This is a genomic window from Janthinobacterium lyxosi (genome assembly GCF_051380665.1).
In the GTDB taxonomy this organism is placed as follows: domain Bacteria; phylum Pseudomonadota; class Gammaproteobacteria; order Burkholderiales; family Burkholderiaceae_D; genus Janthinobacterium.
The window spans coordinates 32,509-54,733 of sequence record NZ_JBNYXM010000025.1; the positions used below are offsets into that span (position 1 = coordinate 32,509).

The 22,225-nt window shown below is 60.1% G+C and carries 16 protein-coding genes; all 16 read left to right on the forward strand.

Annotated elements, in window-relative coordinates; genetic code table 11:
* The first annotated feature begins 22 nt into the window (after positions 1-22).
* The 16 genes from ACQ4WP_RS22080 to ACQ4WP_RS22155 all read left to right on the forward strand — a co-directional run bounded on the left by ACQ4WP_RS22080 (position 23) and on the right by ACQ4WP_RS22155 (position 22,182).
* Positions 23-961 (forward strand): ABC transporter permease, encoded by a 939-nt coding sequence (locus tag ACQ4WP_RS22080; RefSeq protein ID WP_034782513.1) that lies wholly within the window; start codon positions 23-25, stop codon positions 959-961.
* Between the two features lie 9 nt (positions 962-970).
* Entirely contained in the window at positions 971-2,080 is a 1,110-nt protein-coding gene (locus ACQ4WP_RS22085; protein ID WP_436524410.1) for an ABC transporter permease, read from the forward strand.
* A gap of 9 nt (positions 2,081-2,089) precedes the next feature.
* Positions 2,090-3,781 carry an ABC transporter ATP-binding protein gene (locus tag ACQ4WP_RS22090; RefSeq protein ID WP_436524412.1) on the forward strand — a complete coding sequence of 564 codons (1,692 nt, stop codon included), beginning with the start codon at positions 2,090-2,092 and terminating at the stop codon, positions 3,779-3,781.
* A gap of 27 nt (positions 3,782-3,808) precedes the next feature.
* Positions 3,809-4,771: a VTT domain-containing protein gene (locus ACQ4WP_RS22095; RefSeq protein ID WP_436524414.1), complete on the forward strand. Its 963-nt coding sequence runs from the start codon at positions 3,809-3,811 to the stop codon at positions 4,769-4,771.
* 390 nt (positions 4,772-5,161) lie between these two features.
* Entirely contained in the window at positions 5,162-6,181 is a 1,020-nt protein-coding gene (locus tag ACQ4WP_RS22100; RefSeq protein WP_436524416.1) for a glucokinase, read from the forward strand.
* 400 nt (positions 6,182-6,581) lie between these two features.
* Complete coding sequence (gene scpB / locus ACQ4WP_RS22105; RefSeq protein ID WP_436524418.1) at positions 6,582-7,370, forward strand: SMC-Scp complex subunit ScpB; 789 nt, start codon at positions 6,582-6,584, stop codon at positions 7,368-7,370.
* On the forward strand, positions 7,363-9,465 hold the full coding sequence (gene rluB, locus ACQ4WP_RS22110; RefSeq protein WP_436524420.1) for a 23S rRNA pseudouridine(2605) synthase RluB: 2,103 nt from the start codon (positions 7,363-7,365) through the stop codon (positions 9,463-9,465). The genes scpB and rluB overlap by 8 nt, the downstream gene beginning before the upstream one ends.
* A 341-nt stretch (positions 9,466-9,806) precedes the next feature.
* Complete coding sequence (gene rimP / locus ACQ4WP_RS22115; protein WP_426074316.1) at positions 9,807-10,295, forward strand: ribosome maturation factor RimP; 489 nt, start codon at positions 9,807-9,809, stop codon at positions 10,293-10,295.
* A complete protein-coding gene (gene nusA / locus ACQ4WP_RS22120; protein WP_436524422.1) occupies positions 10,292-11,857 on the forward strand; it encodes a transcription termination factor NusA in 1,566 nt (521 codons plus the stop codon). Before rimP ends, nusA begins: the two co-directional genes overlap by 4 nt.
* A 46-nt stretch (positions 11,858-11,903) precedes the next feature.
* Positions 11,904-14,762 (forward strand): translation initiation factor IF-2, encoded by a 2,859-nt coding sequence (infB, locus tag ACQ4WP_RS22125; protein WP_436524424.1) that lies wholly within the window; start codon positions 11,904-11,906, stop codon positions 14,760-14,762.
* A gap of 116 nt (positions 14,763-14,878) precedes the next feature.
* Complete coding sequence (gene rbfA, locus ACQ4WP_RS22130; protein WP_034782531.1) at positions 14,879-15,301, forward strand: 30S ribosome-binding factor RbfA; 423 nt, start codon at positions 14,879-14,881, stop codon at positions 15,299-15,301.
* A 2-nt stretch (positions 15,302-15,303) separates the two neighbouring features.
* Entirely contained in the window at positions 15,304-16,239 is a 936-nt protein-coding gene (gene truB, locus ACQ4WP_RS22135) for a tRNA pseudouridine(55) synthase TruB (RefSeq protein ID WP_436524426.1), read from the forward strand.
* A 254-nt stretch (positions 16,240-16,493) separates the two neighbouring features.
* Positions 16,494-18,326 (forward strand): translational GTPase TypA, encoded by a 1,833-nt coding sequence (gene typA / locus ACQ4WP_RS22140; RefSeq protein WP_426074319.1) that lies wholly within the window; start codon positions 16,494-16,496, stop codon positions 18,324-18,326.
* Between the two features lie 168 nt (positions 18,327-18,494).
* Positions 18,495-19,445 (forward strand): tRNA dihydrouridine(20/20a) synthase DusA, encoded by a 951-nt coding sequence (gene dusA, locus ACQ4WP_RS22145; RefSeq protein ID WP_436524463.1) that lies wholly within the window; start codon positions 18,495-18,497, stop codon positions 19,443-19,445.
* Complete coding sequence (locus ACQ4WP_RS22150) at positions 19,445-19,909, forward strand: hypothetical protein (RefSeq protein WP_436524428.1); 465 nt, start codon at positions 19,445-19,447, stop codon at positions 19,907-19,909. The genes dusA and ACQ4WP_RS22150 overlap by 1 nt, the downstream gene beginning before the upstream one ends.
* Positions 19,910-20,442: 533 nt before the next feature.
* Positions 20,443-22,182 (forward strand): methyl-accepting chemotaxis protein, encoded by a 1,740-nt coding sequence (locus ACQ4WP_RS22155; RefSeq protein ID WP_436524465.1) that lies wholly within the window; start codon positions 20,443-20,445, stop codon positions 22,180-22,182.
* The last annotated feature ends 43 nt before the right edge of the window (positions 22,183-22,225 follow it).

Here is a 22,225-nt window from a genome sequence, read left to right on the forward strand (position 1 = left end):
CTTATAACAACAAGGAATCATTATGTTTGCTTATATCTTGCGCCGCTTGTGGCAGATGCTGCCCACCATGCTGGGCGTCGTCCTGTTGGTGTTTATCCTGTTCAACTGGGTGGGCGGCGATCCCGCCTACATTCTGGCCGGCAAGATGTCGAGTGCGGAAAGCATCGCCAACATCCGCCGCCAGCTCGGTGTCGACCAGCCGTACTACGTGCAGCTGTGGATCTTCATCAAGCAGATCGTCACCTTTGACTTCGGCCAGAGCTGGGCGACGGGGGAATCCGTGTCGCACATCATCACCTCGCGCCTGGGGCCGTCGATGATGGTCTTGATCCCGCTGACCGTGCTGGAAACGTTTTTCGGCGTAGCGCTGGCGCTGGCGATCGCCTTCGTGCGCGGCTCGCTGACGGACCGCGCCGTCATGATCGCCTGCACGGTGGGCATGTCGATTTCCATCCTCGTCTACATCATCGTCTTCCAGTATGGCTTTGCCTACAAGCTGGGCCTGTTCCCCGTGCAGGGCTGGGGCGACAGCTTCTGGGAAAACCTGCTGCGCTATTCGACCCTGCCCATTTTGATCGGCCTGGCCGTCTCCATCGCACCGACCCTGCGCCTGTTCCGCACCTTCGTGCTGGACGAGGCCAACCAGGATTACGTGCGCACGGCGCGCGCCAAGGGCTTGAAGGAAGGGCGCATCATGTGGGTGCACGTGCTGCGCAATGCCGGCATTCCCATCATTACCTATGTGATGTCGAACTTGCCGGCCCTGCTGATCGGCGCTTTCCTGCTGGAACGTTTCTTCGGCATCCCCGGCATCGGGCGCGAAGTGATTTTGGCTGTCGAGCGCAGCGACTTTCCGGTGATCAAGGCGATCACCGTGTATGTTGCCGCCGCCACCATGCTCTTCAACCTGCTCACCGACCTGCTGTACCAGGCGGTCGATCCTCGCGTACAACTGAAGTAGAAAGAGACGATGTCGAAACCTCATACATCGCCCGGCCTGTGGGCCCTGGCGTGGCGCCGTTTGCGCGGCGACAAGATTGCAATGGTATCGCTGGCCATAGTCGGCGCGTTTTTCCTGCTGGTGCTGGCGTCCGCCAGCGGCCTGGTAGCCTCGAACTGGGAAGATGAAGTGGCCGTCAGCTATGCGCCGCCCGCTTTTGTGGGCGCCGACAAGGACGCGTCCGGTGATGGCGCGATTCCCTTGCCCGACGAGCGCAGCGTGCCCACGCCCGTCAATGTACTGGATCCTTTGGCCGACGACATCGCCGAACTGCGCGCCCAGATGGGCAGCAATCCATCGGCTGGCGTGGAAATGTACGGCGTCACCGACCCGCTGGCCGACGACTTGACGGCCTTGCGCACTGGCATGGGCAAGGCCAGGAAACTCGTCACGCACAAGGCGACGACATTGCCGTTCGGCGCCGACAAGTGGGGTCATGACATCGTCCAGAAAACCATCAAGGGTGGCGAAACGTCGATCGTGGTGGGCCTGGTGGCAGCCTTGCTGGCTGTCGTGCTGGGCACGCTGTTTGGCGCCGTATCCGGCTACTTCGGCGGCATGGTCGATGACTTCTTCAACTGGTTCTACAGCATTTTCACCTCGATTCCATCGATCCTGATGATTTTGACGGTGGCGGCGGTGCTGCAGCAAAAGGGCGTGCTGACCATCGTGCTGATCCTGGGCTTGACCGGCTGGACTGGGCCGTACCGCTTGATCCGCGCCGAGTACATCAAGCACAAGGCGCGCGAATACGTGATGGCGGCCGATGCCATCGGTGCCTCGCACTGGCGCAAGATGTTCTCGCACATCTTCCCCAACGTGAGCCACGTTGCCTTGGTGCAAATGTCCATCCTCGTGGTGGGCTTCATCAAGGCCGAAGTGATTTTGAGCTTCCTGGGCTTTGGCGTGCCGGTGGGCACCGTGTCGTGGGGCAGCATGCTCAACGAGGCACAAAATGAACTGATCCTGGGCAAATGGTGGCAGCTGACCGCCGCCGCCACGGCGATGGCCGTGCTGGTGACGGCGTTCTCGCTGTTTACCGATGCCTTGCGCGATGCGCTCGACCCCAAAGTGAAATAGGAGTTGCTCATGGACCAGAATAACCTGTTGGAAGTGCGCGACCTGCGCGTCACCTTCCGCCTGGACAAGAAGACCACGTTCGAAGCCGTCAAGGGCATCTCGTTCAACGTGCCGCGCAACAGCACCGTGGCCCTGGTGGGCGAATCGGGCAGCGGCAAGTCCGTCAGCTCGCTGGCCGTGATGGGCTTGTTGCCGCCAGATAACACCATCGTCGACAAGCAATCGAGCATCCATTTCGGCGGGCGCGACCTGCTCCAATTGTCGATCGCCGAGCGGCGCACCATGTGCGGCAAGGATATCTCGATGATCTTTCAGGAGCCGATGTCGTCGCTGAACCCCGTGTTTACCGTGGGTTTCCAGATTGCCGAAGTGTTGCGCCAGCACATGGGCATGAATCGCCAGCAGGCGCGCGCCCGCACGCTGGCGCTGCTCGAAGAAGTGGGCATCCCCGATTCCGCCACCAAGATCGACGCTTACCCGAGCCAGCTGTCGGGCGGCCAGCAGCAGCGCGTGATGATCGCCATGGCGATTGCCTGCGAACCGAAACTGCTGATCGCCGACGAACCGACGACGGCGCTGGATGTGACGATCCAGAAGCAGATCATGGACTTGATCGCCGCGCTGCAAAAGAAGCATCAAATGTCCGTGCTGTTCATTACCCACGACTTGGGCCTGGTGGGTGAGATCGCCGACCAGGTGATCGTCATGCGCCATGGAGAAGTGCGCGAAACGGGCGAAGTGCGGCAAGTGTTCGAGGCGCCGCAAGACAGTTATACCAAGGCGCTGCTGCATTGCCGCCCCTCGCTGGATGAGCGCCCATGGCGCTTGCCCGTCATTGCCGATTACCTGGACGGCAAGGCCGGCCCCGGCGTGGAAGTCAAACAGCGCACGCGCGGCTACACGCCGGGCGACGAGCCCGTGCTGGTGGTGAATAATCTGAGCAAGAGCTTTTATACGCGTGTAGGCCTGTTCGGCAAGCGCGAATTTCAGGCCGTCAAGGATGTGTCATTTACCTTGCCGCGCGGAAAAACGCTGGGCGTGGTGGGCGAATCCGGTTCCGGCAAGACGACGGTGGGTTTGACCTTGCTGCGCCTGCACCAGGCCACGAGCGGCACGGCCCTGTTCCACGGCAAGGATTTAATCTCCATGCCGAACAGGGAGTATTTGCCGTATAAGCGCCGCATCCAGATCATCTTCCAGAATCCGTATGCCTCGTTGAATCCCCGCTTTACGGTGGGACAGATCTTGCTCGAACCTATGCGCATCCACAAGATCGGCGCGAACGACCAGGAACGCATCGCCAAGGCATACTGGCTGCTCGACAAGGTGGGCTTGCCGGAGCAGGCTTTTCATCGCTACCCGCATGAGTTTTCCGGCGGTCAGCGTCAGCGCATTGCGATTGCCCGCTGCCTGACCATGCAGCCGGAAATCCTGGTCTGCGACGAATCCGTGTCAGCGCTGGACGTCTCGGTGCAGGCGCAGGTGCTCAATCTGCTGCAGGACTTGCAGGATGAATTCGGCTTGTCGTATATCTTCATCTCGCACGATTTGTCCGTCGTCAAATACATCGCCGACCAGGTGATGGTGATGCACAAAGGGCAAGTCGTGGAGCTGGCCGATTCGGATGAGCTGTACCGCAATCCCGTGCATCCCTACACGCGCACCTTGTTGAGTGCGATACCGAAAGGCGTCCAGGCTTAAATTCGCTTTTACGGTAAGATAGCGCCCATGTCCAACCTCATTTACCTGCTCGAACATTACGGTGTCCTGATTGTCTTTGGCATCGTGCTGGTAGAGCAGCTCGGCCTGCCGATTCCCGCCTTCCCCATCCTCGTGGTGGCGGGGGCGCTGGCGGTCGATGGCGACATGAATGGGGGGCTGGTGCTGACCGCCGCGCTGGGCGCTTGCCTGATCAGCGACTTCACGTGGTTCCGCGCAGGCCGGCATTTCGGCAAGCGCATCTTGCGGCTGCTGTGCCGTATCTCGCTGTCGCCCGATTACTGCGTCAGCCAGACGGAAGACAAATTCAAGCGCTGGGGGCCGAAAGCCCTGATCGTCTCCAAGTTCGTGCCAGGATTTAACACGGTGGCCGCGCCCATGTCGGGCGCGCTGGGCACGCCGCCGGGCCTATTCTTCCTGTACGCGGGCCTGGGCGCCTTGCTGTGGAGTGGCACGGGCATCGTCGTCGGCGTGATTTTCCATTCCAGCGTGCAGCAGGTGCTCGACTTGCTCAGCACCATGGGCAGCACGGCCTTGCTGATGCTGGGCACCTTGCTGGGCTTGTTCCTGCTGTATAAATTCCTCGAGCGCCGGCGTTTCCGCCAGGCCTTGCAGATCGAGCGCATCGGCATCGATGAATTGCTGGACTTGATCGAACAGGGCGAGGAACCGCTGATGGTCGATGCGCGCAGCGCCACGGCGCAGGCGCTGGAACCTGCCGTGCCAGGCGCCTTGTTCTTCAATGGCAAGGAACCGGTGCCCGCCATGATCGCCATGGACAAGGACCGCCACATCATCGTGTATTGCAGCTGTCCCAACGACGTGACGGCCGCGCAAGTGGCCAAGCTGCTGCACCAGCACGGCTTTCACCGGGCCAAGCCCCTGCATGGCGGCCTCGATGCGTGGAATGCCGCCTACCGCTCGGACCAGCCGGCACCCGCCAGCTTGCTGGGCGAAGGCTTGCCGTCCTGATCCGCGCTGCATGCTGCACGCCAGGTTGGCAGTAAAAACTTGCAGTAAAAACCGGTAGTAATAATACGAAAACACCTTCGCCGGGCCGCCGGGATGGCAGCGTCACGCCTGCAGCGCTGCGTACCAAGCGTCTTTGCGCAAACGCCGGCATACTCTGCTTTCAAGGCGGTTCCTGCTGCTGTGCAGCATGCTTTTCGCGTGACTGATGAGTGCAAGTACTTACTATAAATTATTGTTTCCAAGTAATTTTGGCGCTGCCTGTTGCATTTGGAGTGGAACTACCAATAAAGGCTTGTTTTGATGTACTTAAACTACAAACTTTGCTTGCCTCCGGGCGCATTCATCCTTTAAGCTTGGCGTCCCATGCGTCCCACTTCATCATTTAAAATCATGAGCGCTTCGTCTTCTCCCGTACTGCCGACTTCCGCCTTTGCCGATGGACCGCGCCTGCTGGCCGACGTGGGCGGCACCAATGCCCGTTTCGCCCTGGAGGTGGCCGCCGGCCACATCACCCTGGTGGAAGTGTTGCCCTGTGCCGATTACCCGAGCCTGTCCGCCGCCCTGCAAGCTTACCTGGCCCTGCCGCACATCGCTGCCGCCGGCGGGCAAGCCGTGCGCCATGCCATGATCGCCATCGCCAATCCCGTCGACGGCGATTTCCTCAGCATGACGAACCATCACTGGTCTTTCTCGATCCGCGCCATGCGCGAAGAGTGCGGTTTCACGACCTTGGACGTGGTCAACGATTTCACGGCCCTGGCGCGTGCCTTGCCGCAGCTATCGAGCGAGCAAAAGCACCAGGTGGGCGCGGGCACGGCTCGTCCCAATACGGCCATCGGCCTGATCGGCGCCGGCACGGGTCTGGGTGTGTCCGGCCTGATTCCGTCGCACGGCGGTTGGATCGCCCTGCAAAGCGAAGGCGGCCACGTCAGCTTTGCGCCATTCAATGAAGTGGAAGTGAGTATTTTGCAATTCGCCTGGCGCGAATATGAGCACGTCTCGGCCGAGCGCCTGATTTCTGGCGATGGTCTGGAACTGATCTACCGCGCCCTGGCCGACCGCGCAGGCGTGCCGGCCGAAGACTTGCCGGCAGCGGAAATCACGCGCCGCGCGCTGGCCGGCGAATCCCAACTGTGCGACGACGTCATCGAAGCGTTCTGCTGCATGCTCGGCACGGTGGCGGGCAACGTCGCCGTCACCCTGGGCGCGCTCGGCGGCATTTATATCGGCGGCGGCATCGTGCCACGCCTGGGGGCGCGTTTCGACCGCTCCGGTTTCCGCGCCCGCTTCGAACGCAAGGGCCGCTTCGCCAATTATGTCTCGCAAGTGCCGACCTTCGTCATTACGGCGCAGTACCCAGCTTTCCTGGGTGCATCGGCCATTCTCTCGGAGAAACTCGCCTCCCTGTGATGCGCAGGGTGCGGGCGATATGTCGCGCCAGGGCCGGGTAAAACACGTGTTTTGCCCGGTTTTGCGCTTTTCCGCTTTTTATCAGGTACAATTGGCATCGTTGGATGAAACGACGACTGTCGCTCTCCTGTCTGGCTGCTTGCTCGCCACGGGAAAAGCAGCTGCTCCGGAGTTCGTTTCGTTGCTGGTTATTTAAGGCCAGCACCATGGGTGGCAGGACTTTCACTGCATCCGTTTCAGTCCCGCTTTGCGCGCATCGGCCAAGGCGTCGGAAAAACAGCCTCAACTAGTAACCCAGCACGGCGTCATCATTGATGTCTGCCATCTGTTACGTTGAAATGAACGTTTTTGATTTCTTTCTCTGCATACGAATTGCAACACACATCCGCACAGAATTGCTATGAATACAATTGAGGCTAAAAAAGTCCTCGAAACCGCGTTGCTGTGCGCTCGTGAGTCGCTGACGATCCACAGCCTGAAAAAGCTGTTCGTCGATGCGGACGAGAATGGTCGCGTGCGCGGCGTCGGCGTCGGTGCTGACACGATCAAGCAATTGCTGGAAGAATTGCGGCAGGAGTGGGAAGGGCGCGGCATCGAGATCGTCAGTCTGGCCTCGGGCTGGCGCTTTCAAAGCCGCCCGGAAATGAAGATGTATCTCGATCGCATGACGCCCGAGCGGCCGCCCAAGTATTCGCGGGCGACCCTGGAAACCTTGGCCATCATCGCCTACCGCCAGCCGGTGACGCGCGGCGATATCGAGGAAATTCGCGGCGTTGCCGTCAATTCGCAGACGATCAAGATGCTGGAAGACCGTGGCTGGGTCGATGCCATCGGCTACCGCGACGTGGTGGGACGGCCGGCCTTGCTGGCCACCACCAAGCAGTTTTTGGATGACCTGGGTTTGCATTCGCTGTCCCAGCTGCCGCCTTTGCAGCAAATCAGTGAAATGCAGGGCAATGGGCTCGAAGCCCTGGAAGCGGCCTTGCAGGAAAATTTTGACAAGGCAAGCAATGAGCTTGCCTCCCAGCTTGGTGCAGGTAGCAATACGGCTGTGACAGATGTGACAGCAAGCCTTGATGCCGGCCCCGATGCTTCGCCCATGGACGAAGCCTACACTCACGACCCTGCGCCAGAACTAACGGTTGACGCTGCGCCAGGTCAGCACAGCCAAGAAACGAAGAATGAATAATCCGAACACACCCGAGACAGTAATCGCCAGCGACGAAGCCATCGTTGTCAAGTCCAAGCGCCGCACCAAGGCCCAGATCGAAGCCGATGCGGCTGCTGCCGTTGCAACCGTTGCTGCCGGCGACAGCGTCGCTGCCAAGCCGAAGCGCCGCACGAAAGCCGACGTGGCCGCCGACGCGCCAGTCGCTGCTGCTGGCGATTCTGCTGCCGAAGCTGCCCCTGCCGTCAAGAAAACCCGCGCCAAGCCAGCCCTGAAGGCCGTGGCCGACGCCGCGGAAGCGGCTGCCGAGGCGGTTGCCGAAGTTGCCAGCACCCCTGCACCGCGTCCGCCGCGCGCCCGCGCCGCCGCCAAGGCCGCTGCTGCCGTCGCTGAAACGGCGCCGGAAGTCGTCGCTGACAAGCCGGCCGAAGCACGCCCGACCCGCGGTCCGCGCCAGATGCGTGGCGTGCAAGCGGAACGCGCGCTGCGCCAACCGCCGCGCGCTGAAGCGCCACAGGCTATTGACGCAGTTGCAACAGTGCCTGCCGCCGAGCAAGTTGCCGCGCCTGTCGCCGATGTGTTCGATGCCGACGGCAACCTCGTTTCCGGCCCGCGCCTGCCGCGCGGTCCGCGCAATGACGTGCCGGGTGCTGGCAAAAATGCCGGCAAGAGCCGTAAAAAGGGCAAGGGCCGCCAAGCTGCGCCCGGCAAGCTCAGCGATGCTGACGCCGTGTTCTCGTTTGTCACCTCCGACGCGTTCGACAGCGAAGAGGGCGGCACGGGCCGCGTGCAGAAAGTGGCCGTGCGCCGCGACCTGACGTCCGACGACGACGCGCCGAAGCTGCACAAGGTGCTGGCCGAAGCCGGTCTCGGTTCGCGCCGCGACATGGAAGACCTGATCATGTCGGGCCGCGTGTCCGTGAATGGCGAGCCAGCCCACATCGGCCAGCGCATCCTGCCGAGCGACCACGTGCGCATCAATGGCAAGTTGATCCAGCGCCGCGTCAGCAAGAAGCCGCCACGCGTGCTGGTGTACCACAAGCCGGCCGGCGAAATCGTCAGCCATAATGACCCTGACGGCCGTCCATCCGTATTTGATCGCTTGCCGACCATGAAGGCAGGCAAGTGGCTGGCCGTTGGTCGCCTCGACTTCAACACCGAAGGCTTGCTGCTGTTTACCACGTCCGGTGACCTGGCCAACCGCCTGATGCACCCACGCTACGGCATCGACCGCGAGTACGCCGTGCGTACCCTGGGCGAGCTGGAAGAGGGCATGCGCCAGAAGCTGCTGGCCGGCGTCGAGCTGGAAGATGGCCTGGCGCAGTTCTCGAAGATCGCCGATGGTGGCGGCGAAGGCATCAACAAGTGGTACCGCGTGGTGATCGGCGAAGGCCGCAACCGCGAAGTGCGCCGCATGTTTGAAGCCATCGGCCTGACCGTCTCGCGCCTGATCCGTACCCGCTACGGCGCCATGACCCTGCCGAGCGGCCTGAAACGGGGCCGTTGGGAAGAAATGGATGAAAACACCGTGCGCGACCTGCTGACGGCCTACGGCATCGAAAAGAAAATGCCGGCATCGGGCGACCCCCGTGCCGCTGGTGCCGCCAAGGGCCGCGAAGCGCGCAAGGCCAGCCGCGATGATGAGCCGAATGGCAACCGCATCGATGTGAGTAACCGCAACGCCGATCCGTTCCCCGTCGCACCGCGTCGTGGCCAGCCGCAGGGTCAGTTTGCCCGTCCGCAAGGCCAGGGTCGTCCAGGTGGCACCGCTCGTCCAGGCGAAGCGCGTGGTCCGGGTCGTGGCCAGCCGCAAGGTCCGTTCCAGGGTGGTCAGCCGCGCTCGTCGGCATCGTTCGAAGGTGCGCCGCAAGGCCAGGGTCGTCCGCCGCGTGCGGCAGGCCAGGGTCAGGGACGTCCGGCCGGTGCTGAAGGCCGCGCGCCGCAGCGTGGTCCGCGTCAGCCCGATCCGCTGCAAACGACCTTCGGCTTCGCCAACACGGGTCCGCGCCGCAATGCGGGCGGCGCCGGTGGGCAAGCGCGTTCCGGTGGCCAGCCGCGTGGCGGCATGGACCGTGGCGGCATGGATGGCATGCCGCGCCGCCGCAGCAAAGGTTAATTCAGTGAATTTCTTCTTACGCGCCCGATAATCTGCTGCGGGCGCGTGCTCTTGTAACTGTTGTAAGCCGGGCCGCTCCTTGTGTGCGGCATTGCGGCGAAGTTAATAAGAGGTTATAATCTGCAGCCTAATAAAAGTTCTCCGCAGGGTTGTTTGGTGGGGAGTGCTTATCTGGTTGGGGAAATACAAGAAGATGGGCAGATGCCCATTTTTTTTTTGTTGAACCGTTTGTCATGGCTCCGCAAGGGGCCATATATGACTTGAATGCGTGTTTTTGCATGTTGTCGGCGCTCAATGCGGCGCTGTCATGCCGAAAACGGGCCTTATTTCTGGAGAATTTCTTGCAGCAGTTGGGATTAATTGAAAAGACAGTTACAGGTCTGGGCTATGAGCTCGTTGATGTCGAACGTGCCGAGCGCGGGCTGCTGCGCGTCTTTATTGATTTCAGCGCCGCCGATGCCGCTGAAAAAGGTCCGATCACGGTCGAAGACTGTGCCGCGGTGAGTCACCAGTTATCGCATGTGTTGACGGTAGAGAACGTTCCTTACGAGCGTCTCGAGATTTCTTCCCCGGGTCTGGATCGTCCGGTGCGCAAGCTGGAAGACTTTGTCCGTTTCGCAGGCCAGGAAATCATCGTCAAGCTGACTGTGGCGATGCCGGGTACGAACAACCGGAAATCGTTCCAGGGGATCTTGCAAGAACCCGTGGGCGATAAATTGTCGTTGGAATTTGAAGGTAAGGATGGTCCGGCGATGTTGGAGTTTACGCTCGCGGATGTGGATAAGGCACGCTTGGTGCCGCAGGTGGTTTTTAAGGGACGCAAAGCATGAGCCGCGAAGTTTTATTATTGGTTGACGCGCTGGCGCGCGAAAAAAACGTCGATAAAGATGTCGTCTTCGGCGCCCTCGAATTCGCGTTGGCGCAAGCCACGAAGAAACGGTATGAGGGTGAGGTAGACATCCGCGTTTCGATCGACCGCGAAACGGGCGAATTCGAATCGTTCCGCCGCTGGCACGTGGTGCCCGATGAAGCGGGCCTGCAATTGCCGGATCAGGAGATCCTGCATTTCGAGGCAAAAGAACAGATTTCCGATATCGAAGTCGATGACCACATCGAAGAACCGATCGAATCCGTTGAATTCGGCCGCCGTTTCGCCCAGGATACCAAACAGGTCGTCCTGCAGCGCGTGCGTGATGCCGAACGTGAACAGATCCTGGTCGACTTCCTGGAGCGCGGCGATTCGCTCGTCACCGGCACCATCAAGCGCATGGAACGTGGCGATGCCATCGTCGAATCGGGCAAGATCGAAGCGCGTCTGCCACGCGACCAGATGATCCCGAAAGAGAATCTGCGTATCGGCGACCGTGTTCGTGCATACATCTTGCGCATCGACCGCAACATGCGCGGCCCGCAAGTGATCCTGTCGCGCACCGCGCCAGAATTCATCATGAAGCTGTTTGAACTGGAAGTGCCGGAAATCGAGCAAGGCATGCTGGAAATCAAATCCGCAGCCCGCGATGCCGGCGTACGCGCCAAGATTGCCGTCTACACGGCCGACAAGCGCATCGACCCGATCGGTACTTGCGTCGGCATGCGCGGTTCGCGCGTGCAGGCTGTCACCGGCGAACTCGGCGGCGAACGTGTCGATATCGTGCTGTGGTCGGACGATCCGGCGCAGTTCGTCATCGGCGCCCTGGCGCCGGCAAACGTGTCGTCGATCATGGTCGATGAAGAAAAACACGCGATGGATGTCGTCGTGGACGAAGAAAACCTGGCAATCGCGATCGGCCGTTCCGGCCAGAACGTGCGCCTGGCCTCGGACCTGACTGGCTGGAAGATCAACATCATGACGGCCGAAGAATCGGCTGACAAAGCTGCCCAGGAAACGGCTGCCGTGCGCATCCTGTTCATGGAAAAGCTCGATGTCGACCAGGAAGTGGCCGATATTCTGGTGGAAGAAGGTTTCGCCAGTCTGGAAGAAATCGCTTACGTGCCAATTTCCGAAATGCTGGAAATCGAATCGTTTGACGAAGATACCGTCAATGAACTCCGTACCCGTGCGCGTGATGCGCTCGTGACCGAAGCAATTGCTTCGGAAGAGGGTCTGGAAGGCATGGACGAGGCGTTGGTGGGTCTGGAAGGCATGGACCGCATTACCGCCGGCAAGCTGGGTCTGGCTGGTATCAAGACCGTTGAAGCATTTGCAGCACTGGCATACGACGAATTTGGCGCAATCCTGGCCTTGTCTGCGGACCGTGCGCGTGAACTGATTACAAGTGAATTTAAAGATGTGACCGACGATGAGATGAAGTTGGTTGACTCGAAATATGACGATCGTGCCAAGGCGTTGCAAGCCAAGGCATGGAGTCTGGCCGAATCCGCAAAGGCTTAATTTGAGTATCTTTATCATCTCCGCGACACATAGAAAAGAGGACTGAATGGCGAGTAACAACGTAGCCCAATTTGCCACCGAACTGAAGATGCCTGCAGATTTGCTGCTGACGCAGCTGCGTTCTGCCGGCGTCGAGAAAAGTTCGACGTCAGATCCATTGTCGAAAGATGATAAGGACAAGCTTTTGGATCATCTGCGCCGCACACACGGCGCAGCGGCTGACACAGAAAAGAAAAAAATCACCGTGACCCGCAAGGAAACGACTGAAATCAAGCAAGCTGACGCCACCGGCAAGTCGCGCACCATCCAGGTGGAAGTGCGCAAGAAACGCACTTTCGTCCAGCGTGACGAAGCTGCGCCGGTCGCAGCAGAACCGGTCGCGCCTGCCGCACCGGTGATCGATCCCGCCGACGTGGCGCGCCGTGAAGAAGATGCCCGTAAACAGGCTGAACTGATCGCCCGCCAGGAAGCCGATCTGCGCGAAAAGCAAGAACGTCTGGCCAAGCTCGACGCGGAAAAAGAAGCTCAGGCGAAAGCCACGCAACAGGCTGAATTGGCTGCGAAGAAAGAAGCTGAAGCGGAAGCGAAGAAAGCGGCTGCCAAGGCTGCTGCTGCGCCTGCCGCCAGCGCCGCTGCGCCTGTCGTTGACGACGCCGCTGCCGAAGCGAAAAAAGCTGCTGCCGCTGAAGAAGCGAAGAAGAAAGCCGCTGCCGCTGCTGTTGCCGCCAAGGAAGCCGCTGACAAAGCGGAAGCCACCGACCGTGCACGCAAGGCTGTTGCCGACGAAGTTGCCCAGATCAAGGCCATGATGAACGCGCCACGCCGCGCCATCAAGGCACCTGAACCCGTACCGGTTCCGGTGAAGCCGAAGGCGCCGGAAGGCACCTTGCACAAGCCTGCTGACAAGAAACCTGGCGACAAGCCGGGCGACAAGAAGCCTGCTGTTGCAGACAAGAAATCCATCAAGTCAGCCAATGTGTCGTCCACCTGGTCCGATGACGCGAAAAAACGCGGCACCACCGGTGGTCCCAAGCCACGCGGCAATAGCGGCCCGGGCGGCCGTGACAGCTGGCGCGGTGGCGCGAAGGGCCGTCGCCCGACGCACCATGACGACCGTGAATCGAACTTCCAGGCACCTACGGAAGCCGTCGTCAAGGACGTGCACGTACCGGAAACGATCACCGTGGCCGAATTGGCGCACAAAATGTCCGTCAAGGCATCCGAAGTCATCAAGCATTTGATGAAATTGGGCCAGATGTGCACGATCAACCAGGTGCTGGACCAGGAAACCGCCATGATTCTGGTGGAAGAAATGGGCCACAAGGCGTTCGCCGCCGAACAGGACGATCCGGAAGCGCTGCTGGCCGATGTGGGCGAACACGCGCACTTCGAGTTGAAGCCGCGCGCACCGGTGGTCACCGTCATGGGTCACGTCGACCATGGCAAGACCTCGCTGCTCGATTACATTCGTCGCGCCAAGGTGGCATCCGGCGAAGCGGGCGGCATTACGCAGCATATCGGCGCTTACCACGTCGATACGCCACGCGGCATGATCACCTTCCTCGACACCCCGGGCCACGAAGCGTTTACCGCAATGCGTGCCCGTGGCGCGAAGGCAACCGACATCGTCATTCTGGTGGTTGCCGCCGACGATGGCGTGATGCCGCAAACGAAAGAAGCGATTGCCCATGCGAAAGCAGCCGGCGTGCCGCTGGTGGTGGCGATCAACAAGGTCGACAAACCGGGTGGCAACGTGGACCGCGTGACGCAGGAACTGGTCGCCGAACAAGTCGTGCCGGAAGAATACGGTGGCGAATCGCCATTCGTGCCGGTCTCGGCCAAAACGGGTCAAGGTATCGACGACCTGCTGGAACAAGTGCTGTTGCAAGCCGAAGTGCTGGAACTGACGGCACCGGTCGATGCGCCTGCGCGCGGCCTGGTAGTCGAGGCACGTCTGGACAAGGGCCGTGGTCCTGTCGCGACGATCCTGGTGCAGTCCGGTACCCTGAAACGCGGCGACGTGATTCTGGCTGGCTCTTCGTATGGCCGCGTTCGCGCCATGCTGGACGAGAACGGCAAGTCCATCGCTGAAGCTGGTCCTTCGATTCCGGTCGAAATCCAGGGCTTGACGGAAGTGCCGGTTGCCGGTGAAGAAGTCGTTGTCATGGCGGACGAGCGCAAGGCGCGTGAAATTGGTCTGTTCCGTCAAGGTAAGTTCCGCGACGTGAAACTGGCGAAACAGCAAGCTGCGAAACTGGAAAACATGTTCGACCAGATGGCCGAAGGCGAAGTGAAAAACTTGCCGCTGATCATCAAAACCGACGTGCAAGGTTCGCAAGAAGCGCTGGTTGGTTCGCTGCAGAAACTGTCGACCTCCGAAGTGCGCGTACAAGTTGTTCACGCAGCAGTCGGTGGTATCACGGAATCGGACGTCAACCTGGCAGTCGCCTCGAAAGCGGTCATCATCGGCTTCAACGCCCGTGCTGATGCCCAGGCACGCAAGCTGGCCGAGTCGAATGGCGTGGACATTCGCTACTACAACATCATTTACGATGCGATCGACGAGATCAGATCGGCGTTGTCGGGCATGTTGGCGCCAGAGAAACGCGAAACGGTCATCGGCCAGGTCGAGATCCGCCAGGTTATCCTGGTCTCGAAAGTGGGCGCGATTGCCGGTTGCCTGGTCACCGATGGCGTGGTCAAGCGTGCTTCTTCCGTCCGCCTGTTGCGCAACAACATCGTGGTATGGAGCGGCGAGATCGATTCCCTGAAGCGCTTCAAGGACGATGCGAAAGAAGTTCGCGCCGGTCTGGAGTGCGGCCTGTCGCTGAAGAACTACAACGACATTCAGGTTGGCGACACACTGGAAGTGTTCGAAGTCCAGGAAATCGCTCGTACCCTGTAATCTCAGCAAGAACAATGGCGCGGACATATTGTTGTCCGCGCAAACACGTGGGGCGCATTGGTCAACGGGCAACCGTTTGACTCATGCGCCCTGCGGCACTTAGGACAGCATATATCATGGCTAAACATAGCAAAACCATGCCAGCGCGCGGCTTGCGCGTGGCCGACCAGATCCAGCGCGATCTGGCTGAAATCGTCGCCTACGAATTGAAAGACCCGCGCGTGGGCACGATGATCACCATCACCGAGGTACAGATCACGCCCGATTACGCGCATGCCAAGGTGTTTTTCACGATGTTGAAAGACAGCAAGGAAGCCATCAAGAACACCACCGAAGGCCTGATGGCCGCGTCTGGCTTCATCCGTGGCTTGCTGGGCAAGCGCCTGCACATCCATACCCTGCCGATGTTGCATTTCGTGCACGACAGCTCGACCTCGCGCGGCATGGAAATGTCCTTGCTGATCGACAAGGCCAACGCCACGCGCGCGGCGGATGCCGAGCCGGACGAAAAGCCAGCAGACAAAGCGGACGAGCAATAAACGTGGCGGGTCCGAAGAAACCGCCCGGCATCAAGCGGGTGCGCGACCTGGTCGATGGCGTCTTGCTGTTGGATAAGCCCGTGGGCTGGTCCAGCAACGACGCCCTGATCAAGGCCAAGCGCGTGCTGAACGCGAAAAAAGCGGGCCATACGGGCACGCTGGATCCGTTCGCCACGGGCTTGCTGCCGCTGTGTTTTGGCGAGGCCACGAAGTTCTCGCAGGATTTGCTGGAAGCCGATAAAACCTACGAAACCCTGGTGCACCTGGGGCAGACGACGGATACGGGCGACACGGAAGGCGCAGTGCTGGAAACGCGCGACGTCAACGTCACCGAAGAGCAGATTGAAGCCGTGCTGGCGCAGTTCCGCGGGCCGATTTTGCAGACGCCGCCCATGTACTCGGCCTTGAAACGGGATGGCAAGCCCTTATATGAGTATGCAAGGGCAGGCATCACCCTGGAGCGCGAAGCGCGCCCGGTGACCATCCACAAGCTCGAGTTCCTCGGCTATGAAGCCCCGTTCCTGAAATTGTCCGTGATGTGCAGCAAGGGTACGTATATCCGCGTGCTGGGCGAAGACATCGGCCATGCCTTGGGTTGCGGCGGCCATTTGAACGCCTTGCGCCGCACGCAAGTAGGCAGCCTGACCCTCGATGGCGTCATCACGCTCGAGGAGCTGACGGCGCATGCCGCGCCGTTAAGCCTGCTGGCGCCCGTCGATGCATTATTGTCGAGTTTCCCCGCCGTCCAGCTGACGGAAGAATTGGCCAAGCGTTTCCTGCATGGCCAGCGCATCGCACTGGGCAAGGAAGACGTTGCCGTACCAAGCGAACCGGGCAGGGTGCGCGTGTATCACGGCAGCAAGCTGCTGGGCACGGGCCAATTGCAGGAATACAGCATCCTGGCACCGGAGCGCTTGATTGCCACGGCGCATCAATAAAAGCTGGGGTCAGACCCCCTCGACCGTTGGCGCAAGCCTCTGAGTTGGCGACATTGAGGGTCTGACCCCTGCATACACTTTTCAACCAGTGTCGCTTTTTCAAACAAATCGTCCCCGACTGTGGGAGCCGCCAGCATTTTTAAATAGCGTTGCAACGCAACATGCTATACTACGCGGTTCCGGAAATAGATTAGCATTCGGGTATCTCGTACACCTTGTACGCACTCCGCAGTTTTTCAGTAACTACTACGACCATGTCAAATACAAAACGCGCAATTCGTAATATCGCCATTATCGCCCACGTTGACCACGGCAAAACCACGCTGGTGGATCAGCTGCTGCGCCAATCCGGCACCTTCCGTGAAAACCAAGCGGTCGACACCCGAGTCATGGACTCGAACGACCTGGAAAAGGAGCGCGGCATTACGATTCTGTCGAAGAACTGCGCTGTTGAGTACGAAGGCACCCACATCAACATCGTCGACACCCCAGGCCACGCCGACTTCGGCGGCGAAGTGGAACGCGTTCTGTCGATGGTTGACTCGGTATTGCTGCTGATCGATGCACAAGAAGGCCCGATGCCGCAAACCCGTTTCGTCACGCGCAAAGCGCTGGCACTGGGTCTGAAGCCTATCGTCATCGTCAACAAGATCGACCGTCCAGGCGCACGTCCGGACTGGGCCATCAACCAGACGTTCGAACTGTTCGACAAACTGGGCGCTACCGAAGAACAACTGGATTTCCCTATCATTTACGCTTCGGGCCTGAACGGCTATGCCGGCCTGACCGAAGACGTGCGCAGCGGCGACATGAAGCCGATGTTCGATGCGATCCTGCAACACGTGCCTGTCCGTGATGACAATCCGGAAGGCCCGCTGCAGATGCAAATCACCTCGCTCGACTACTCGTCGTACGTCGGCAAGATCGGCATTGGCCGCGTCAACCGCGGTACCGTCAAGGTCGGCCAGGACGTGCTGGTCATCAACGGTCCAGGCGCCACGCCTGTCAAGGGCCGCATCAACCAGGTGCTGAACTTCAAGGGCCTGGAGCGCGTGCTGGTAGACGAAGCGGTTGCCGGCGACATCTGCCTGATCAACGGTATCGACGAAATCGGCATCGGTTCGACCTTGTGCGCACTGGATACCCCGGAAGCGCTGCCGATGCTGACCGTCGACGAGCCGACCCTGACCATGAACTTCATGGTCAACAACTCGCCACTGGCTGGCCGCGAAGGCAAGTTCGTGACCTCGCGTCAATTGCGTGACCGTCTGGACCGCGAACTGAAAGCCAACGTTGCTCTGCGCGTAGCGCCGACCGACGACGACACGATCTTTGAAGTATCGGGCCGTGGCGAATTGCACCTGACGATTCTGATCGAAAACATGCGTCGCGAAGGTTTCGAGCTGGCCGTATCGCGTCCGCGCGTGGTCTACAAGATGGTCGATGGCGTGCGCCACGAGCCGTTTGAAAACCTGTCGGTCGACGTTGAAGAAGTCAACCAGGGCGGCGTCATGGAAGAACTGGGCCGTCGTCGTGGCGACCTGCAAAACATGGAATCGGATGGCAAGGGCCGCGTGCGTCTCGAGTATCTGATCCCGGCGCGTGGCCTGATCGGCTTCCAGGGCGAATTCATGACCCTGACCCGCGGCACCGGCTTGATGAGCCACGTATTCAACGAATACGCGCCAGTCGACAACACCCGTGGCGAAATGGCTGGCCGTCGTAACGGCGTGCTGATCTCGCAAGATGACGGCGCCGCTGTTGCCTATGCCCTGTGGAAACTGCAAGATCGCGGCCGCATGTTCGTGGTCCACAACGATCCAGTGTACGAAGGCATGATCATCGGTATTCACTCGCGTGACAACGATCTGGTCGTCAACCCGATCAAGGGCAAGCAGCTGACCAACGTGCGTTCGTCGGGTACCGATGAAGCAGTGCGTCTGGTACCACCAGTGCAAATGTCGCTGGAATACGCGGTGGAATTCATCGCCGACGACGAACTGGTTGAAATCACGCCAAAATCGATCCGTCTGCGCAAGCGCTTCCTGAAAGAAAACGAGCGTAAGCGCGCCGGCCGCGACGCGTAATTGTTGTAGTGGCGTGGCGCTGCGTCGCCGCGCCAACCAGACCCGCTGTGCTTGCATGACCTTGCGGTGATGCGACGCAGCGGGTTTGCCGTTCTGGATTCCCTTTTTTGTAGCGAGCGTATTGTGACTGTCCCAACCCTGCCTTCCCGCCGCCTGTCTGTTGCCCCCATGATGGACTGGAGCGACCGCCATTGCCGCAAGTTCCATCGCGAAATCACGCGCCACACCTGGCTCTACACCGAGATGGTGACGACGGGCGCGCTGGTCTACGGCGACGTGGAACGCCATTTGCGCTTTAACGAGGAAGAGCATCCGGTGGCGCTGCAGCTGGGCGGCAGCGACCCGAAGGACCTGGCCACCAGCGCGAAGCTGGGCCAGCAATGGGGCTATGACGAAATCAACCTCAATTGCGGCTGCCCGTCCGAGCGTGTGCAAAAGGGCGCTTTTGGCGCCTGCCTGATGGCCGAGCCGCAACTGGTGGCCGACTGCGTGAAAGCCATGCGTGACGTGGTCGATATCGACGTCACGGTGAAGCACCGCATCGGCATCGATGACAGCGAGTCGTACGACTTCGTGCGCGATTTCGTCGGCACTGTGACTGATGCCGGCTGCAAGACATTTATCGTGCATGCGCGCAATGCCATCCTGAAAGGCCTGAGTCCGAAGGAAAACCGTGAAGTGCCGCCCCTCAAGTATGACTACGCCTACCGCTTGAAGCGTGATTTTCCGCAATTCGAGTTCATTATCAATGGCGGCATCAAGACGCTCGATGAGATCGACCTGCATTTGCAGCACCTCGATGGCGTGATGCTGGGGCGCGAGGCGTATCACAACCCGTACGTGATGGCGCAGTTCGACCAGCGTTATTACGGCGACGACACGCCCGTGAAGACGCGCGAACAGGTGCTCGAGGCGATGATTCCATATATCAGTGCGCAGCTGGAGAAGGAAGCGGGACGTTTGAAGCTGAACAGCATCACGCGCCACATGCTGGGCCTGATGCAAAACCTGCCCGGCGCGCGCGGCTTCCGCCAGACCCTGTCGGACTCGAAGAAGCTGGCTTCGGGCGACCCGCGCCTGCTGCTGGAGGCGGCGGCGCGATTGTCGCTGCCTGCCTGATGAGTAGCGACTGCCACGGCTTTGCGCGCCAGATGGACGGCTACTTGCTGGCCGTCAGTGCGCTGAAGGATGATGGCAGTTTCTTCACGTGCTCCTATCTGGGTGCGCTGGCGCCGCAGGCGTCCTTTGACGCGTTGTGCCGCGTGCTGGAGATAGCGCCGGACGGTTTGCGCCTGCAGCCGATCGAGGCGGTCGTGTGCAGCGGTGCCTTGTGCACGCCGCGCCAGTGGCTGCTCGAGCGCCTGCACCCGATCAGCGAGGCCGACCGCCCGCCGCTCGACGCGCGTTTGTTCGACGGTTTCGAGCGCGAACTGGCCGAGCTGCTGGGCAGCGAGCCGCACTGGTATCAACTGGTATCATCGGGCCAGCGCAGTCTGGCCGGTCAATTGGGCACCATCTGGAGCGTCTTTGTCTTTGGCACAGAGTGCCACGCCTATGTGATGCATTGCAGTTGGGACCGCTGATCCAACTTGTCTATACCGCTGTCCCGGTGCAGTGGTATTGTCCGCACTCCCCCTTCCTCTGAGCACCTCTCCATAAACGATGTCTTATGGCTATGCCATGTGTTGTAAATGCGCTGTTTCGGCGCACGCCCGCACTGTCGTGGGGCATTTCTAAGGGGCAAGAAACGGCGTTGTTGCCATTTCCCCGAAGAAAGTTAATCAGGCATTTATTCAGGTACTTATTGCTTGCTTTGAGGCAAAATTTACACCTATAATTGATTATAGACAAATATTTCTCATATGAATGTTTGATGTTGATCTCACATCAACGGTGTCAGAAATTCGGTGTGTGGAATTAGTTGCATTCGCAGTCACTGGCGTTTTCAGGGCTGTTGTAGACCAGGAAGTACCCCAGGCTGCGTGCGGCCGGAGACCGCCAGCATACCAATGGGTAAGGGCGGATACCGGTGTTTCGCGGCCTTCGTCTTGTCGTGCCGGGCAAAAATTCTTATCAATAGTTTCATTTACGAAGAGCCGAAATGAATTTAGCAAAAATGAAGGTTGGTACCCGCCTGGGCCTGGGATTCGCCCTGGTACTGGTTCTGCTGGTGGCCGTGACCGTTCTCGGCATCGCGCGCATGGCGCAAATCCAGGAACGTCTCGATCACGTGATCAATGTCAACAATGTCGTGACCCGCCTGGTGATCGACATGCGTGGCAATGTCAGTGACCGCATTACCTCGCTGCGCATCCTGACCCTGATGACCGACGCGAGCGATATGGAGCCGGAAATGGCGCGTATCAAGACGCAGACCAGCACCTATCAGGAAACGCAGAAGAAGCTCGAAGAGAGATTCGCTGTCGAGTCTACTCCTGAAGAAAAAGCCCTGCTGGCCGCGATCAAGGAATACGAGGCAGCCGCCATGCCCGCCATCGCCAAGGCTTCCGCCCTGTGGATGGCCAACGATGCGGAAGGCGCCACACGCGTGATGATCAAGGAAATCCGCCCGGTACAGAAAAAATGGATGGATGCGCTGGAGCAACTGGCCACCCTGGAAGACAAGTTGAACGAGCAGATGCAATCGGATGCCCGCAAGGCGTTCGACAGCGCGCGCCTGTTCATGATCATCCTCGGCGTACTGGCCGTGGCGATGGGCGTGGCGGCGGCACTGGTGATTACCCGCGGCCTGCTGAAACAGCTGGGCGGCGAGCCTGACTACACGGCATCGATCGCCGGCAGCATTGCCAATGGCGACCTGTCGATCGGCATCCACACCCAGCCTTCCGATACGTCCAGTCTGCTGGCGGAAATGAAGGAAATGCGCGACAGCCTGGTGGGCATCGTCGGCCAGGTACGCGTGGGTACGGAAACCATCGGCACGGCGTCGCGCGAGATCGCCGACGGGAATATCGACCTGTCGTCGCGCACGGAAATGCAAGCCAGCGCGCTGGAAAAAACGGCGTCGGCCATGGAAGAGCTGACCTCGACCGTGAAACAGAATGCGGACAATGCGCGCGAAGCCAACAAGCTGGCCGCCACCGCTTCGGACGTGGCCTTGAAGGGTGGCTCCGTGGTGTCGCAAGTGGTTGACACCATGAGCTCGATCAATGAATCGGCGAAGAAAATTGTCGACATCATCGGCGTCATCGATGGCATCGCTTTCCAGACCAACATCCTGGCGCTGAATGCGGCTGTGGAAGCGGCGCGTGCCGGTGAGCAAGGCCGCGGCTTTGCCGTGGTGGCCTCGGAAGTGCGCAACCTGGCCCAGCGTTCCGCTGGCGCGGCCAAGGAAATCAAGATCCTCATCGACGATTCGGCCGAGAAGACCGAACGCGGTACGCGCCTGGTGGGCCAGGCTGGCGTGACGATGGGCGAAGTGGTCGACAGCGTGCGCCGCGTAACCGACATCATGAGCGAGATCGCCAGTGCCAGCCAGGAACAAAGCGCGGGCATCGAACAGGTCAATCTGTCGATCATCGAGATGGATGGCATGACGCAGCAAAATGCGGCGCTGGTGGAGCAGGCGGCCGCTGCGGCGCAAAGCCTGCAAGACCAGGCGGCCGAACTGGCCCACGTGGTCAGCATCTTCAAACTGGTCGAAGGCGAAGAGAAGCCGGCAGCGTATGTGCCGGCCCCCGTGGCTAGCGCACCCGTCGCCGTACGCAAGCCCGCGCCGGCATTGCGCCCAGTGAAGTCGCTGACCCGCAAGGCGGAAGCAACCGTACCTGCGGCCGCTACGGCGCCACGCAAGGCGGCAGGCGCCGGCAGCAATGACGAGTGGGAAGAGTTTTAAGCGCGGCCAACAGCGCACAGGAAATTGTAATTACCGTATCTGA

Excerpts from the sequence above, each read along its gene's own strand:
- ACQ4WP_RS22080 (WP_034782513.1), top strand. The coding sequence starts at position 23 with ATGTTTGCTTATATCTTGCGCCGCTTGTGGCAGATGCTGCCCACCATG.
- ACQ4WP_RS22085 (WP_436524410.1), top strand. The coding sequence starts at position 971 with ATGTCGAAACCTCATACATCGCCCGGCCTGTGGGCCCTGGCGTGGCGC.
- ACQ4WP_RS22090 (WP_436524412.1), top strand. The coding sequence starts at position 2,090 with ATGGACCAGAATAACCTGTTGGAAGTGCGCGACCTGCGCGTCACCTTC.
- ACQ4WP_RS22095 (WP_436524414.1), top strand. The coding sequence starts at position 3,809 with ATGTCCAACCTCATTTACCTGCTCGAACATTACGGTGTCCTGATTGTC.
- ACQ4WP_RS22100 (WP_436524416.1), top strand. The coding sequence starts at position 5,162 with ATGAGCGCTTCGTCTTCTCCCGTACTGCCGACTTCCGCCTTTGCCGAT.
- scpB (WP_436524418.1), top strand. The coding sequence starts at position 6,582 with ATGAATACAATTGAGGCTAAAAAAGTCCTCGAAACCGCGTTGCTGTGC.
- rluB (WP_436524420.1), top strand. The coding sequence starts at position 7,363 with ATGAATAATCCGAACACACCCGAGACAGTAATCGCCAGCGACGAAGCC.
- nusA (WP_436524422.1), top strand. The coding sequence starts at position 10,292 with ATGAGCCGCGAAGTTTTATTATTGGTTGACGCGCTGGCGCGCGAAAAA.
- infB (WP_436524424.1), top strand. The coding sequence starts at position 11,904 with ATGGCGAGTAACAACGTAGCCCAATTTGCCACCGAACTGAAGATGCCT.
- rbfA (WP_034782531.1), top strand. The coding sequence starts at position 14,879 with ATGGCTAAACATAGCAAAACCATGCCAGCGCGCGGCTTGCGCGTGGCC.
- typA (WP_426074319.1), top strand. The coding sequence starts at position 16,494 with ATGTCAAATACAAAACGCGCAATTCGTAATATCGCCATTATCGCCCAC.
- dusA (WP_436524463.1), top strand. The coding sequence starts at position 18,495 with ATGATGGACTGGAGCGACCGCCATTGCCGCAAGTTCCATCGCGAAATC.
- ACQ4WP_RS22150 (WP_436524428.1), top strand. The coding sequence starts at position 19,445 with ATGAGTAGCGACTGCCACGGCTTTGCGCGCCAGATGGACGGCTACTTG.
- ACQ4WP_RS22155 (WP_436524465.1), top strand. The coding sequence starts at position 20,443 with ATGAAGGTTGGTACCCGCCTGGGCCTGGGATTCGCCCTGGTACTGGTT.